Origin of the sequence: Pseudaquabacterium inlustre, assembly GCF_038066595.1 — a bacterium.
GTDB classification, from domain to species: Bacteria; Pseudomonadota; Gammaproteobacteria; order Burkholderiales; family Burkholderiaceae_C; genus Pseudaquabacterium; species Pseudaquabacterium inlustre.
The window spans coordinates 1-14,762 of record NZ_JBBUTH010000003.1 but is presented as its reverse complement, the minus strand read 5'-3'; the positions used below and the strand labels follow the sequence as shown (position 1 = coordinate 14,762).

The following is a 14,762-nucleotide window of genomic DNA, read 5'->3' as shown; positions in this document are numbered from 1 at the left end:
CCATGAACAGCCCCGCCCTGCCCCTGCCGCCCGGCCCGATGCTGGCCGGTGGCCGCCCCGCGCGGTGGCCGCGCACCGGCGGAGACGCCGTCGCCCGCCCGACCGTGGCCGACCGCAGCACGCCCGACGGCGCGCTGCCGGTGGCACCGGCCACGCCGATGGCGGCCCGGATGGCCGCCCCGCTGGGCACGGCGGCCTACAGCGTCGGCTCGCAACGCCGCCTGGGCCTGCTGGTGCTGGGCCTGCACATCGCCGCCGTGTGGGGCCTGATGCAGCTGGGCCCGGTGCGCGACACGCTGCGCGAGGTGGCGCCGGTGATGGTGAGCCTGATCCACACGCCTGCGGCCAGCCCGGCCTCACCGCCGCCGCTGCCGGCCCCGCCCAAGGCCGCCCGCCCCGAACCGGCCCCGCTGCTGCCGCCACCCCCGGTGGTGGTGCAGAGCGCCGCGCCGGCCCCGCCGCCGCAGCCGGTGCACGTGGTGGCCGATCCTGCGCCGGCCGTGACCGCGCCCACGCCGCCGGCCGCCACTGCCCAGCCCGCCACCACGGCCACCCCCAGCCCGGCCGTGGCGCCGGTGGCCGCCGGGCCGCGCATGCTGCCGTCGGCCGCCGTGCAGTACCTGGTGCCGCCGGTGCCGGAGGTGCCACGCGCCTCGCGGCGCCTCAACGAGACCGGCCGCGTGATCGTGCGCGTGCTGATCACCGAGGCCGGCCTGCCCGACCGCCTGAGCGTCGAGCGCAGTTCGGGCTTCGCCCGACTCGACGAGGCCGCGCTGGCCGCCGTGCGCAAGGCGCGCTTCCGTCCCTACACCGAGAACGGCCAGCCCCAGTCGGGCTGGGCCCTGGTGCCGGTGAGCTTCGAACTGGAACCCTGAAGCCGCCGCCCAGCCCCGTTTCGCGTTCCCCCGTTTCCCTTGTCCGACGCGCCGCAGTCGGCCGGCCCTCCCGCCGGCGGGCTGGCCGCCGGTGTGCCCAGCCATCCGCCAGGCCCATGTTTTCTCCAGAACCCCCAACGATCGAGGAAGTACCCGACATGAGCAAGCCCTCCCGTGATGCTGGCATCCGCCGACCGACCAGCCTGCGCGCCGCAGCCCCCCACGCCCCCCAGGGCGGCCACCCGGCCCTGCGCAACGGCCTGGCCCTGGGCCTGAGCGCCGCGATGCTGGCCCCGCTGGCCGCAGGCGCGCAGACCGCCACCCCGGCCGCGGCCAGTGCCACCAAGAAGGAAGAGACCCAGCTGCCCGAGGTGAAGGCCCGCGCCCAGGTGATCGATCCCAACCCCAACGCCCAGACCGGCGTGCCCTACAAGGCGCGCACCTCGGGTGATGCGCGCCACACCCGTCCGCTGGCCGAGACGCCGCAGACCATCACGGTGATCACCAAGGCCGCGATCGACGAATCGGGCGTCACCGACCTGCGCAGCCTGCTCGACGCCCAGCCCGGCATCACGCTGGGCACCGGCGAGAACGGCAATGCCTTCGGCGACCGCTACATCATCCGCGGCCAGGAAGCGCGCAGCGACGTCTTCGTGGACGGCCTGCGCGACCCCGGCATGACCACGCGCGAGAGCTTCGCGGTCGAGCAGATCGAGATCGCCAAGGGCCCGAACTCCAGCTTCGCCGGCCGCGGCACGGTGGGCGGCGCGGTCAACGCCATCACCAAGCAGGCCACGCTGGACTACGACTTCAAGCGCCTGTCGGGCAGCGTGGGCTCGGACGGCCACCTGCGCGGCTCGCTGGACGTGAACCACATCTTCACCGACCAGTTCGCCGTGCGCGCCAACGTGCTCAGCAGCCAGGAAGACGTGCCCGGGCGCGCGCCGTCGGACCGCCGCCGCCAGGGCCTGGCGCTGTCGGCGCTGTACGAATTCGGCAAGGACCGCGAGCTGACGCTCGACTACTACGGCCTGCGCGCGCACGACAAGCTCGACCTGGGCAGCTACCTGGTCGGCACGGCGCCCAACCGCACGCCCGCCAACCCGGTGCCGCCCGCGTATGTGCAGGATCAGGACTTCCTGGACTCGAAGGTCGACACGCTGACCGCCCGCGTCAAGTGGCGCCTGGACGACAACCGCCTGATCACCAGCCTGACCCGCTTCGGCACCACCAGCAACGGCTACATCGTCACCGGCGCCCGCAGCGCCACGGCCTACAGCGGCGCGGCCGGCACCACCGATGGCGCCTACACCACGGCCTCGCTGAGCACCCACAACGCCTGGCAGGACGTGACCTACCTGGCGCACCAGACCAACCTGCAGTGGAACCACCAGCTGTTCGGCCTGAAGAACGAGTCGATCCTCGGCGTCGAGCTCAGTGACCACCACGTGGTCAAGGGCACCTACAGCATCACCAACAGCGGCGCCTTCAACTGCCGCACCACCGGCACGGCCACCGCCAACAACGCGTACTGCATCTACGACGCCAGCGGCGCCGTCGTCAGCGGCCTGAACCGGCTGATGGGCCGCAGCTACACGCAAGGCGCCTGGGCCACCGACTGGCAGGTGAAGACGCTGGCCCTGTCGGCGATGAACACGGTGGACCTGACCGACCGCTGGACGGCCTTCGGCGGCCTGCGCGCCGACCGCTTCGACTACGACTTCTCGGTGCGCAACGCCACCACCGGCGCGGTGACCGACTACGGCTACAACGACACGCTGTGGAACGGCCACCTGGGCCTGACCTACAAGCTCCAGCCCGGCCTCATCGTCTACGGCAGCGTGGCCAGCGCCGCCGACATCAACGGCGGCGAGTCCGACGTGGGCACCAACAGCGGCTACGGCGGCCTGATCATCAACCCGGCCAACAACTCGATCGACGCGGCGCCCGAGAAGTCCACCAACTTCGAGCTCGGCACCAAGTGGGACCTGATGGACGGCAAGCTGCTGGCCACCGCGGCACTGTTCCAGACCACCAAGCGCGGCGTGATGGAAGGCAGCGGCTACACCAGCTCGGGCACGGCCAACAGCGGCAAGAACCGCGTGCAGGGCGTGGAGCTGGGCCTGGTGGGCGCACTGACCGACAAGCTGAGCGGCCAGCTGGGCCTGACGGTGATGAAGAGCAAGGTGCTGGCCTCGGCCACCGCGGCCAACGTCGGCCTGCCGCTGAGCAACTTCGCCGACCGCTCGGCCAGCGCGCAGCTGAAGTACCAGTTCACCGACGCCGCCGCCTTCGGTGGCACGGTGAAGTACGAGAGCCAGCGTTGCGCCGGCCAGCCCGACACCGCGGCCGGCTACACCAGCGGCCAGTGCAGCCAGCCGGTGCCGAGCTACACCACGCTGGACCTGTTCGCCAGCTACCGCTTCAACCGCGCCGTGGAAGCCCGCGTCAACGTGCTCAACGTGACCGACAAGGACTACTACCTGGCGGCCTACCGCTCGGGCTCGTTCCTGTACAAGGGCGACAGCCGTGCGGTGCGTCTGACGGTCGACTACAAGTTCTGAGCCTTCTTGCCGTGACCGACCGGCCGCCCCACGCCCCCGTGCAGGCCCCGCTGCAGCAACTGCCGGCGGGCCTGGGGGCGGCCGCCGACTACGCCCGGCTGGCACAGCGCTTCATCGCCGAGCCGCTGCTGGCCCACCTGGACGGCGGCGCCGGGCACGACCGCAGCGCCGCCGCCAACCTGGCGGCGTTCGGCCGTTGGCAGGTGATGCCGCGGCTGCTGCGCGACCTGCGCCACGGCCACACCCGGTGCCGACCCGCCGGCCTGGATCTGCCGCACCCGCTGCTGCTGGCCGCCGTGGCGCGGCTGGGCGAGTACCACCCGCAGGCCGAGCGCGCCGTGGCCCAGGCGGCCGCCGCCACCGACACGGTGCAGGTGCTCAGCACGCTGTCCAGCCTGACGCTGGAAGAGGTGGCCGCCGCCGCGCCTGCGGCGCCGCGCTGGTTCCAGCTCTACCTGCAACCGCGCCGCGAGGCCACGCAGGACCTGCTGCGCCGCGCCGCCGCCGCCGGCTACCGCGCCGTGGTGCTGACCCTGGACGCCCCGGTGCAGTCGCCCAGCCTGCGCGCGCTGCGCGCCGGCTACCGCGCCCCCGCCGCGCCGGCCCCCAACCTGCTGCCCTATGCGGCCGGCGACGCGGCCCTGCCCACGCCACCGCTGGGCCCGGGTGACAGCCGCGTGTTCCAGGGCGCGCTGCGCCACGCCCCGCGCTCTGAGGACCTGGACTGGCTGCTGGCCGACAGCCCGCTGCCGGTTTGGATCAAGGGCGTGCTGCACCCCGACGACGCGCGCGCGCTGGCCACCCGTGGCGTGGCCGGCCTGGTGGTGTCGAACCATGGCGGGCGCAGCCTGGACGGCGCGCCGGCCAGCCTGGACTGCCTGGCCGCCGTGCGCGCCGCCGTGGGGCCGCAGCTGCCGCTGCTGTTCGACGGCGGCATCCGCGGCGGCGATGACGTGTTCAAGGCCCTGGCGCTGGGCGCCAGCGCGGTGATGGTGGGCCGCCTGCAGGCCCATGCGCTGGCCGTGGCCGGCGCGCTGGGCGTGGCCCACATGCTCAAGCTGCTGCGCGAGGAGCTGGAGCTCACCATGGCACTGGCCGGCTGCGCCACGCTGGCCGACATCGGACCGCACTGCCTGGTGGCGGCGCCGGCGCCCATCGCCCCACCACCTTCCGCACTGGCCCCCGGCCCCGACGAAAGACCCCCATGCTGATCATCCTGGAATCGGTGCTCGACGCGGCCACGCTGGCCGAGTTCCGCCACGCGCTGGCCGATGCCCGCTGGCACGACGGCGGCGCCACCGCCGGCACGCTGGCGCGCAGCGTCAAGCGCAACCAGCAGCTGGCCGACGACGACCCGCTCGCCCAGCGCCTGGGCCAGCACATCCTGCGCACGCTGGGCCGCCATCCGCGCTTCATCGCGGCGGCGCTGCCGCGGCGCATCGTGCCGCCCAAGTTCAACCGCTATGCCGATGCCGGCACCTACGGCGTGCATGTCGACAGCGCGGTGATGGGCATCCCCGGCACCGGGCAGCAGCTGCGCACCGACCTGTCGGCAACGCTGTTCCTGGCCGATCCGGCCGACTACGGCGGCGGCGAGCTCGAGATCGAGACGCCCTTCGGCGCCCAGGCGGTCAAGCTGGCCGCCGGCGACATGGTGCTGTACCCGTCCACCAGCCTGCACCGTGTCACGCCGGTCACGCGCGGCGCGCGCGTGGCCTCGTTCTTCTGGATCGAAAGCCTGGTGGCCGACGAAAGCGCCCGCGCCCTGCTGTGGGACCTGGACCAGGCCATCCAGAGTCTGACCCCCGGCCTGCCGGCCGACGACGAGCGCCTGCTCAAGCTGACCGGCGTCTATCACAACCTGCTGCGCCGCTGGGCCCAGGCCTGAGCCCTGCCCCCGCCGGCGCAACGCCTCCTTTCCCCACATCCGGACTGCCCCCATGAACCCCATCCGCACCCGCCTCGGCGCCCTCGTTCTTGCCACCCTGGCCCTGCTGGGCAGCCATGCCGCCGTCCAGGCCCATGGCGACGTCAAGTGCGCCCCGGTCCCCAAGGCCGAATGGCGCCCGCACACCGAACTGGAGCGCAAGCTCACCGCCGACGGCTGGGTGGTGCGCCGCATGGTCGCCACCGACAGCTGCTACGAGGTCTACGCCAAGGACCCGCAGGGCAAGCGCATCGAGGCCTTCTTCCACCCCAAGACCTTCGAGCGCGTCGACGCGAAATGACGCCCGCACAGGCCACCGGCACGGTGCCGGTGTGGGACCGCCCGGTGCGCGCCCTGCACTGGGCACTGGCCGGCGGCACCACCGCCACCTGGCTGACCGGCCAGTGGTGGCACGACAGCCACGAATGGCTGGGCTACGGTGTGGCCCTGGTGATCGCGCTGCGCCTGGCCTGGGGCTGGCTGGGCAGCGCGCCGGCACGCTTCGCGCACTTCGTACGCGGCCCACGGGCCACTTGGTCCTATGCGCGGGCAGTGGCCGCCGGCCGGGCGGCCCGCCACCTGGGCCACAACCCGCTGGGCGGCTGGATGGTGCTGGCCCTGCTGGGCTGCGCGGCCGGCACCGCGTCCACCGGCATCCTGTACACCACCGACTGGCTGTGGGGCTTCGACTGGCTGCACCGCCTGCACCAGGCCCTGGCCTGGTGCATGGTGGGCCTGGTGACGCTGCACGTGGCCGGCGTGATGTTCACCAGCTGGCAGCACCGCGAATCGCTGGTGGCGGCCATGGTGCACGGCCGCAAGCGCGCCGCGGCGGCCGACGACGTGCCGGCCTGAGCCCGGCAGGCGCCGTGCCCATTCCCGCGGCAAGCCACCGCACAGGGCAAGCAAGATTTATCATCTGGGCCATGTCCGAAGCCTTCGATCTGGCGCGCGTCCGCCACGACAACGCGCTGCGCCTGTTCGACGAGTTCGTGCACGCCAATGTGCGCTCGGCCGACGCGGCCACGCTGCGCGGCCTGGAGCGCCGCTTTGCCGAGCGCCTGCAGATCCAGCCCAGCTACTGGAGCCAGATCAAGGCCCGCTCACGCCAGATCGGCGAACGGCTGGCCCGCCAGTTCGAGCAACTGAACCGCAAGCCGGCCGGCTGGATGGACCAGCGCCACGATGGCGACGCCGCCGCCCACGCGTCTGCGCAAGCCGCCACGCCAGCGCACATGCACACGCCAGGGGCGGCAGGCGGCGCGGCCCGCGGCCTGCCGTTGCCTTCTCCAACGACCGGCGCAGGTGGCAGCGCCGGCGCGGCCCCGTCGCCCAGCCAGCCGCACGACGACGACGAGCGCTTCATCGTCGGTCTGGTGCTCACCTACTACCGCCGGCATCCCCAGCGCGCCCGTGCGCGGCTGCTCGACCTGCTGGGCGAGGTGCTGACACCCTCGGATCCGGGCACCGACGACCGCGCCGCCGCCGCCGCGCGCCCGGCGTCCCGTGCCGGCGCGCCGGGGGCACCGGGGGCACCGAGTTCAGGCCCGGTGGTGGGTCGGCCAACCGGCGCCACGCCGCGCCCGGCCGCTGGAGGCACCGCGTCCGGCCCGGCACCGGCGGCGGACGACGACCTGTCGCTGTGGCAGCGAAGCCAGAGCGGCGTCTCGCCGCTGCCGCGCAAGCGCTAGCCACTCGCCGCGGCAGCGGGCGCCACCACAACCCGCCCAAGGGCAAACCCACCCCCTAGCTCGCAGCGCTTGCATTTGATAAACACTTGTTTATCATGCGCATCAAGCGTTCACCAAGCCGTCGGTCGTCATCGATGCACACGGTGTTCGCGACACCCCTTGTTTCACCTACACCGAGCCGTGTCCTGAGCATGTCAGCAGCCGTCCACCGTCAACCCGCCGCCGGGCCGTCGTGCCTGTGCGCGTGTGGCGTGGCGTTGCGGGTCATGGGCTTGTCACACGGTCCGCGACGTGTTGTTGCAGCCGCGCCTCCCGGCGCCGCGGCAGGTTGAGGTCAGGCTCGCCCCCGAGTCCCCTCGCCCACCCGGCCCGGAGCGCACCCCGCACTCCGGGCCTTTTTGCTTTCTGGCGCCCTGCCCAGGCGCCGAGGAGAACTTCGATGACCGTCACCCCGAACTCCCCCCGCAAGCCGCGCAACCCGCTGGTGGCCGCCGCACGCCTGCGGCAAGCCGGCCTGCACCGCCGCAGCACTGGCGGTGAGCGCCAGCTGGCCCGCCAGGCACTGCGCCACGAACTGCGCCACGAACACCCCCCCTCGCCCTGAACCGTCTGGAGGCAGACGCCGGCCCAAGGCCACGTCGCCTTCCTGGAGAACGACATGACCGAAAGCCTTCTGGGAGCCCACGGCCCCCTGGCCGACGAGCCCCGCCGCACCCTTCGCCCCGTCGCGGCCGGGGCACTGCGCCATGCCAGTCGCCTGCTCGCCCGGCTGGCGCGCCGGCTGGAGGCTGCGCAAGCCGCCCGCGCCCGACGCACACCCGAGCTGGAGTTCTATGCCGACGCCTGCGCACCGGAAGGCGCGCTGTACGCCGACGGCGAGCTCGTCGGCTACCTGACTGGCGTCACACGCCTGTGACGCCCCAACCGCACGGCGCACAGGCTGCCCGTCCGGCCCTTTCCGGCCGGACGGGCATCTCATCCCGCTCCAAAGGCCGCTGCGGCTCAAGGCCCCACGGCCGCGGGCCGATATGCGCTGAACGACACATCGTGGAAGTCTGCCAATGGAGCGCCAGCCCCTGGGTGCCGATGCGCCTCAATTCTTGACCCAACCGCCAGACAGCCTGGCCGGCTGGGTACAGGCCTTCGACACACGGGAACTGCCCGTGCTGCGCGACAGCGCTCTGTTGCTCGAAGATCTGCGGTTGGTCGAAGAGGAGGTGGACGCGCACACGATCGCCGACGGCATTGGCGACGATCCCTTGATGACGCTGAAACTGCTGCGCCACGTGGCGCAGCTGCGCAAACCGGCCACGCGCGAACACAGCGACGCAGAAACAACCGTGGAGGCGCTGGTGATGCTCGGCATCACCCCGTTCTTCCGGCATTTCGGGCCGCAACCGACGATCGAGGAACGTCTGCGCGCACAGCCCCTCGCATTGCTGGGTCTGCGCAATGTGCTATCACGCGCCAGCCGCGCCGCCCGATTCGCGCTGGGCTTCGCCGCCCACCGTCTCGATCACGACGCCGCAGTCATCCACGAGGCCGCCCTGCTGCACGACTTCACCGAACTGCTGCTCTGGGCCCACGCGCCGACGCTCGCACTGGAAGTCACCCGGCGCCTCGAACAGGATCACGACCTTCGCAGCGTCGACGCACAACGCAGCGTTCTGAACGTCACGTTGGGCGATCTGCAACAGGCACTGATGAAGCGCTGGCATTTGCCAGACCTGCTGGTGCGAATCTCGGATGACCACGCCAGTGAGAACGCACAGGTTCGAAACGTGCAGCTGGCCATCCGGGTGGCGCGCCACAGCGCTCACGGCTGGGACAACCCCGCGCTCCCCGACGACGTCGATGCCATCGCGCAGTTGCTGAACCTCGGCACCACCCCCACCTGGACGCTGCTGCACGACCTCGACCGCTGAATCGAAGCCGTGCGGCTTCGCCTGAAAAGCGTGGCGAAAAAAGGCAAAGCGCCCTGTTGAGAATATCAACAGGGCGCTTTGCGCTGCACAAAAGAAAACGCCCGGCGCTAAGTTTCTCACATTGTACTAGCCTGACGATGTCCTACTTTCACACGGGAATCCGCACTATCATCGGCGCTGAGGCGTTTCACGGTCCTGTTCGGGATGGGAAGGAGTGGGACCACCTCGCTATGGTCATCAGGCTTAACTTGTTGCCGAACTGACTTTGCCTTTGCGGCGTCAGCCCGACCAATTCACAGAGTTTCGAATCAGCTTTTGATTGCGTCTGCCAGATCGGCAAAACGTGTTTAACGCATTGTACAACAGATTTTGTCGTACCGTCAAAATTATAGGGTCAAGCCTCACGAGCAATTAGTACTGGTTAGCTTAACGCATTACTGCGCTTCCACACCCAGCCTATCAACGTCCTGGTCTTGAACGACTCTTCAGGGGGCTCAAGGCCCCGGCAAGACTCATCTTGAGACGAGTTTCCCGCTTAGATGCTTTCAGCGGTTATCTCTTCCGCACTTAGCTACTCGGCAATGCCACTGGCGTGACAACCGATACACCAGAGGTGCGTCCACTCCGGTCCTCTCGTACTAGGAGCAGGCTCTCTCAATCTTGCAGCGCCCACGGAAGATAGGGACCAAACTGTCTCACGACGTTTTAAACCCAGCTCACGTACCTCTTTAAATGGCGAACAGCCATACCCTTGGGACCGGCTACAGCCCCAGGATGAGATGAGCCGACATCGAGGTGCCAAACACCGCCGTCGATATGAACTCTTGGGCGGTATCAGCCTGTTATCCCCAGAGTACCTTTTATCCGTTGAGCGATGGCCCTTCCATACAGAACCACCGGATCACTTTGTCCTACTTTCGTACCTGCTCGACTTGTCAGTCTCGCAGTCAAGCACGCTTATGCCAATGCACTATCACCACGATTTCCGACCGTGGCTAGCGTACCTTCGAACTCCTCCGTTACGCTTTGGGAGGAGACCGCCCCAGTCAAACTGCCTACCATACACTGTCCCCAACCCGGATAACGGGTCAAGGTTAGAACCTCAAACACACCAGGGTGGTATTTCAACGTTGGCTCCACCAGAACTAGCGTCCTGGCTTCAAAGCCTCCCACCTATCCTACACAGATCTGTTCAAAGTCCAATGTAAAGCTGCAGTAAAGGTTCATGGGGTCTTTCCGTCTTTCCGCGGGGAGATTGCATCATCACAAACATTTCAACTTCGCTGAGTCTCTGGAGGAGACAGTGTGGCCATCGTTACGCCATTCGTGCAGGTCGGAACTTACCCGACAAGGAATTTCGCTACCTTAGGACCGTTATAGTTACGGCCGCCGTTTACTGGGACTTCAATCAAGAGCTTGCACCCCATCATTTAATCTTCCAGCACCGGGCAGGCGTCACACCCTATACGTCGACTTTCGTCTTTGCAGAGTGCTGTGTTTTTATTAAACAGTCGCAGCCACCGATTCTCTGCGGCCTCATTGGGCTCCGCTTGTACAGCTTCACCTACTAAAGGCACACCTTCTTCCGAAGTTACGGTGTCAATTTGCCGAGTTCCTTCTCCAGAGTTCTCTCAAGCGCCTGAGAATACTCATCACGCGCACCAGTGTCGGTTTGCGGTACGGTCGTCTATAGCTGAAGCTTAGTGGCTTTTCCTGGAAGCAGGGTATCACTCACTTCGACGGCAAGCCGTCTCGTTATCACCCCTCATCTAAGCCCGGCGGATTTGCCTACCAGGCACGACTACAGGCTTGAACCGGGACATCCAACACCCGGCTGAGCTAACCTTCTCCGTCCCCACATCGCACTATAGATCGGTACAGGAATATTGACCTGTTTCCCATCAGCTACGCATCTCTGCCTCGCCTTAGGGGCCGACTCACCCTACGCCGATGAACGTTGCGTAGGAAACCTTGCGCTTACGGCGAGGGGGCTTTTCACCCCCTTTAACGCTACTCATGTCAGCATTCGCACTTCTGATACCTCCAGCAGACCTCACGATCCACCTTCACAGGCGTACAGAACGCTCTCCTACCGCGCATCTTGCGATGCACCCGCAGCTTCGGTTACTGGCTTAGCCCCGTTACATCTTCCGCGCAGGACGACTCGATCAGTGAGCTATTACGCTTTCTTTAAATGGTGGCTGCTTCTAAGCCAACATCCTGACTGTTTTAGCCTTCCCACTTCGTTTCCCACTTAGCCAATATTAGGGACCTTAGCTGGCGGTCTGGGTTGTTTCCCTCTTGTGTCCGGACGTTAGCACCCGGTGCACTGTCTCCCAAGCTGTACTCATCGGTATTCGGAGTTTGCAATGGTTTGGTAAGTCGCCATGACCCCCTAGCCATAACAGTGCTCTACCCCCGATGGTAATACTTGAGGCACTACCTAAATAGTTTTCGGAGAGAACCAGCTATCTCCAGGTTTGTTTAGCCTTTCACCCCTATCCACAGCTCATCCGCTAGTTTTGCAACACTAGTCGGTTCGGACCTCCAGTGCGTGTTACCGCACCTTCATCCTGGCCATGGATAGATCACCTGGTTTCGGGTCTACACCCAGCGACTAAAGACGCCCTGTTCGGACTCGGTTTCCCTGCGCCTTCCCTATTCGGTTAAGCTTGCCACTGAATGTAAGTCGCTGACCCATTATACAAAAGGTACGCCGTCACCCTTTCGGGCTCCGACTTTTTGTATGCATGCGGTTTCAGGATCTATTTCACTCCCCTCCCGGGGTTCTTTTCGCCTTTCCCTCACGGTACTTGTTCGCTATCGGTCGATTACGAGTATTTAGCCTTGGAGGATGGTCCCCCCATGTTCAGACAAGGTTTCACGTGCCCCGCCCTACTTGTTCCGCACCTAGTACCACCATCGACTTTTTCCATACGGGACTATCACCCTCTGTGGTCGGCCTTTCCATGCCGTTTTGATGAATCGATGGCTATCTTGCGCAGGCTGTTCCGATTTCGCTCGCCACTACTTTCGGAATCTCGGTTGATGTCTTTTCCTCGAGGTACTGAGATGTTTCAGTTCTCCCGGTTCGCCTCGCATACCTATGTATTCAGTATGCGATACCCTTGCGGGTGGGTTTCCCCATTCGGAAATCTTCGGATCAAAGCTTATTTGCCAGCTCCCCGAAGCTTATCGCAGGCTATCACGTCCTTCATCGCCTGTAATCGCCAAGGCATCCACCACATGCACTTAGTCACTTGACCCTATAACTTTGACGCCTTCTGACTTGAAAGCATCGTCAAGGACTGATTGATCTTTGCGATCAATGAGTATGTACGCGTTATGCCGTTCTTCATTCTTCCCAATCTTTCGATTGCGAGTTTGAAGTCTGGTGACGCAATCAAATGTTGCCGACGGCACGGTGCACGTGCCACCTTTACGAAGCACGTACTTTCCGTCGACAACGCTGATTCGACTCTATGAATTGTTAAAGAACAACAGCCGACTTATCGTCGACTGACGAAAGCGCCATCGATGAGGCGCTTTCGTCAGTCGCGAACAGATCACTTTGGTGGAGGATGACGGGATCGAACCGACGACCCCCTGCTTGCAAAGCAGGTGCTCTCCCAGCTGAGCTAATCCCCCAACGAAACCTTGCTTCGAATGGTTGGTGGGTCTGGTTGGATTCGAACCAACGACCCCCGCCTTATCAAGACGGTGCTCTAACCGACTGAGCTACAGACCCGCGCATTCGCTTGAAGCGCTAGGCCAGCAATGCAGCGTCACTGGCGATGCACATCGCTTGTCGACGCTCACCAGACTCACGCTCCACATGTCACTGTTGCCAAGACACAGCCGATAAGTGTGGGTGCGAGAAATTGAGTGCTATTTCCAGAAAGGAGGTGATCCAGCCGCACCTTCCGATACGGCTACCTTGTTACGACTTCACCCCAGTCACGAACCCTGCCGTGGTAATCGCCCCCCTTGCGGTTAGGCTAACTACTTCTGGCAGAACCCGCTCCCATGGTGTGACGGGCGGTGTGTACAAGACCCGGGAACGTATTCACCGCGACATTCTGATCCGCGATTACTAGCGATTCCGACTTCACGCAGTCGAGTTGCAGACTGCGATCCGGACTACGACCGGTTTTCTGGGATTGGCTCCCCCTCGCGGGTTGGCAGCCCTCTGTACCGGCCATTGTATGACGTGTGTAGCCCTACCCATAAGGGCCATGAGGACCTGACGTCATCCCCACCTTCCTCCGGTTTGTCACCGGCAGTCTCATTAGAGTGCCCTTTCGTAGCAACTAATGACAAGGGTTGCGCTCGTTGCGGGACTTAACCCAACATCTCACGACACGAGCTGACGACGGCCATGCAGCACCTGTGTGCAGGTTCTCTTTCGAGCACTCCCAAATCTCTTCAGGATTCCTGCCATGTCAAGGGTAGGTAAGGTTTTTCGCGTTGCATCGAATTAAACCACATCATCCACCGCTTGTGCGGGTCCCCGTCAATTCCTTTGAGTTTCAACCTTGCGGCCGTACTCCCCAGGCGGTCAACTTCACGCGTTAGCTACGTTACTGAACAGCAAGCCGTCCAACAACCAGTTGACATCGTTTAGGGCGTGGACTACCAGGGTATCTAATCCTGTTTGCTCCCCACGCTTTCGTGCATGAGCGTCAGTGCAGGCCCAGGGGATTGCCTTCGCCATCGGTGTTCCTCCGCATATCTACGCATTTCACTGCTACACGCGGAATTCCATCCCCCTCTGCCGCACTCCAGCTTTGCAGTCACAAAGGCAGTTCCCAGGTTGAGCCCGGGGATTTCACCTCTGTCTTACAAAACCGCCTGCGCACGCTTTACGCCCAGTAATTCCGATTAACGCTTGCACCCTACGTATTACCGCGGCTGCTGGCACGTAGTTAGCCGGTGCTTATTCTTCAGGTACCGTCATCCTCCCGAGGTATTAACCCAGAAGATTTCTTCCCTGACAAAAGCGGTTTACAACCCGAAGGCCTTCTTCCCGCACGCGGCATGGCTGGATCAGGCTTTCGCCCATTGTCCAAAATTCCCCACTGCTGCCTCCCGTAGGAGTCTGGGCCGTGTCTCAGTCCCAGTGTGGCTGGTCGTCCTCTCAGACCAGCTACAGATCGTCGGCTTGGTAGGCCTTTACCCCACCAACTACCTAATCTGACATCGGCCGCTCCAATAGCGAGAGGTCTTGCGATCCCCCCCTTTCACCCGTAGGTCGTATGCGGTATTAATCCGGCTTTCGCCGGGCTATCCCCCACTACTGGGCACGTTCCGATGCATTACTCACCCGTTCGCCACTCGTCGCCAGGTTGCCCCGCGTTACCGTTCGACTTGCATGTGTAAGGCATGCCGCCAGCGTTCAATCTGAGCCAGGATCAAACTCTTCAGTTCGATCTTGAATTCGCTCAAAGAATTGAAGTGAACTTCACTTCCATGAGCATTTAAAGTCTTGCGACCTCGTGTCTTGCGACACTTGGCACTCGCCTTCAAACACCCACGCTTATCGGCTGTGTGTTGTTAAAGAACTCAGAGCTTGCGCTCTTTGCTTAGCTTTCGCTAAAGACTGCAATCCAAAATCAAGGATCACACTCTTTAGAGAAGAAAACGCCCGGCGCTAACCGGGCGTTTCTCACATTGTACTAGCCTGACGATGTCCTACTTTCACACGGGAATCCGCACTATCATCGGCGCTGAGGCGTTTCACGGTCCTGTTCGGGATGGGAAGGAGTGGGACCACCTCGCTA

Annotated in this window: 10 protein-coding genes, 2 tRNA genes and 4 rRNA genes; 10 read left to right on the top strand and 6 right to left on the bottom strand. The window is 65.0% G+C overall.

The genetic code is table 11. The features are described 5' to 3' along the window. Positions 1-2 precede the first annotated feature (2 nt). From AACH10_RS05450 to AACH10_RS05405, 10 genes are all read left to right on the top strand, one after another. A complete protein-coding gene (locus AACH10_RS05450; RefSeq protein ID WP_341409355.1) occupies positions 3-875 on the top strand; it encodes an energy transducer TonB in 873 nt (290 codons plus the stop codon). Positions 876-1,033: 158 nt separating this feature from the next. Beyond that, entirely contained in the window at positions 1,034-3,439 is a 2,406-nt protein-coding gene (locus AACH10_RS05445; protein ID WP_341409354.1) for a TonB-dependent receptor, read from the top strand. An 11-nt stretch (positions 3,440-3,450) separates the two neighbouring features. Beyond that, positions 3,451-4,650, top strand: a complete 1,200-nt coding sequence (locus AACH10_RS05440; RefSeq protein ID WP_341409353.1) for an alpha-hydroxy acid oxidase — start codon at positions 3,451-3,453, stop codon at positions 4,648-4,650. Continuing rightward, the gene (locus tag AACH10_RS05435; protein ID WP_341409352.1) at positions 4,644-5,327 is read left to right on the top strand and encodes a Fe2+-dependent dioxygenase; all 684 of its coding nucleotides are present in this window, start codon (positions 4,644-4,646) and stop codon (positions 5,325-5,327) included. The genes AACH10_RS05440 and AACH10_RS05435 overlap by 7 nt, the downstream gene beginning before the upstream one ends. 52 nt (positions 5,328-5,379) lie before the next feature. After that, entirely contained in the window at positions 5,380-5,667 is a 288-nt protein-coding gene (locus tag AACH10_RS05430) for a PepSY domain-containing protein (protein WP_341409351.1), read from the top strand. Further along, positions 5,664-6,221: a cytochrome b/b6 domain-containing protein gene (locus tag AACH10_RS05425; protein ID WP_341409350.1), complete on the top strand. Its 558-nt coding sequence runs from the start codon at positions 5,664-5,666 to the stop codon at positions 6,219-6,221. The genes AACH10_RS05430 and AACH10_RS05425 overlap by 4 nt, the downstream gene beginning before the upstream one ends. A 71-nt stretch (positions 6,222-6,292) precedes the next feature. Then, positions 6,293-7,057 carry a hypothetical protein gene (locus tag AACH10_RS05420; RefSeq protein WP_341409349.1) on the top strand — a complete coding sequence of 255 codons (765 nt, stop codon included), beginning with the start codon at positions 6,293-6,295 and terminating at the stop codon, positions 7,055-7,057. 439 nt (positions 7,058-7,496) lie between these two features. Beyond that, positions 7,497-7,661, top strand: coding sequence for a hypothetical protein (locus AACH10_RS05415; RefSeq protein ID WP_341409348.1), 165 nt, complete (start codon positions 7,497-7,499; stop codon positions 7,659-7,661). Positions 7,662-7,715: 54 nt separating this feature from the next. Next, positions 7,716-7,973 (top strand): hypothetical protein, encoded by a 258-nt coding sequence (locus tag AACH10_RS05410; protein ID WP_341409347.1) that lies wholly within the window; start codon positions 7,716-7,718, stop codon positions 7,971-7,973. 145 nt (positions 7,974-8,118) lie between these two features. Continuing rightward, positions 8,119-8,982 carry an HDOD domain-containing protein gene (locus AACH10_RS05405; RefSeq protein ID WP_341409346.1) on the top strand — a complete coding sequence of 288 codons (864 nt, stop codon included), beginning with the start codon at positions 8,119-8,121 and terminating at the stop codon, positions 8,980-8,982. Positions 8,983-9,111: 129 nt separating this feature from the next. On the opposite strand, the gene rrf (AACH10_RS05400) is transcribed toward AACH10_RS05405, so the two are convergent. From rrf (AACH10_RS05400) to rrf (AACH10_RS05375), 6 genes are all read right to left on the bottom strand, one after another. Further along, a 5S ribosomal RNA gene (rrf, locus tag AACH10_RS05400) occupies positions 9,112-9,224 on the bottom strand. 148 nt (positions 9,225-9,372) lie between these two features. After that, a 23S ribosomal RNA gene (locus AACH10_RS05395) occupies positions 9,373-12,248 on the bottom strand. A 306-nt stretch (positions 12,249-12,554) separates the two neighbouring features. Then, positions 12,555-12,630: transfer RNA gene (locus AACH10_RS05390), tRNA-Ala, on the bottom strand. Positions 12,631-12,653: 23 nt separating this feature from the next. Beyond that, positions 12,654-12,730: transfer RNA gene (locus AACH10_RS05385), tRNA-Ile, on the bottom strand. 150 nt (positions 12,731-12,880) lie between these two features. Further along, positions 12,881-14,409, bottom strand: a 16S ribosomal RNA gene (locus AACH10_RS05380). A 251-nt stretch (positions 14,410-14,660) separates the two neighbouring features. Beyond that, positions 14,661-14,762: ribosomal RNA gene (gene rrf, locus AACH10_RS05375) — 5S ribosomal RNA — on the bottom strand; the annotation flags it as partial.

Excerpts from the sequence above, each read along its gene's own strand:
- AACH10_RS05450 (WP_341409355.1), top strand. The coding sequence starts at position 3 with ATGAACAGCCCCGCCCTGCCCCTGCCGCCCGGCCCGATGCTGGCCGGT.
- AACH10_RS05445 (WP_341409354.1), top strand. The coding sequence starts at position 1,034 with ATGAGCAAGCCCTCCCGTGATGCTGGCATCCGCCGACCGACCAGCCTG.
- AACH10_RS05435 (WP_341409352.1), top strand. The coding sequence starts at position 4,644 with ATGCTGATCATCCTGGAATCGGTGCTCGACGCGGCCACGCTGGCCGAG.
- AACH10_RS05430 (WP_341409351.1), top strand. The coding sequence starts at position 5,380 with ATGAACCCCATCCGCACCCGCCTCGGCGCCCTCGTTCTTGCCACCCTG.
- AACH10_RS05425 (WP_341409350.1), top strand. The coding sequence starts at position 5,664 with ATGACGCCCGCACAGGCCACCGGCACGGTGCCGGTGTGGGACCGCCCG.
- AACH10_RS05420 (WP_341409349.1), top strand. The coding sequence starts at position 6,293 with ATGTCCGAAGCCTTCGATCTGGCGCGCGTCCGCCACGACAACGCGCTG.
- AACH10_RS05415 (WP_341409348.1), top strand. The coding sequence starts at position 7,497 with ATGACCGTCACCCCGAACTCCCCCCGCAAGCCGCGCAACCCGCTGGTG.
- AACH10_RS05410 (WP_341409347.1), top strand. The coding sequence starts at position 7,716 with ATGACCGAAAGCCTTCTGGGAGCCCACGGCCCCCTGGCCGACGAGCCC.
- AACH10_RS05405 (WP_341409346.1), top strand. The coding sequence starts at position 8,119 with ATGGAGCGCCAGCCCCTGGGTGCCGATGCGCCTCAATTCTTGACCCAA.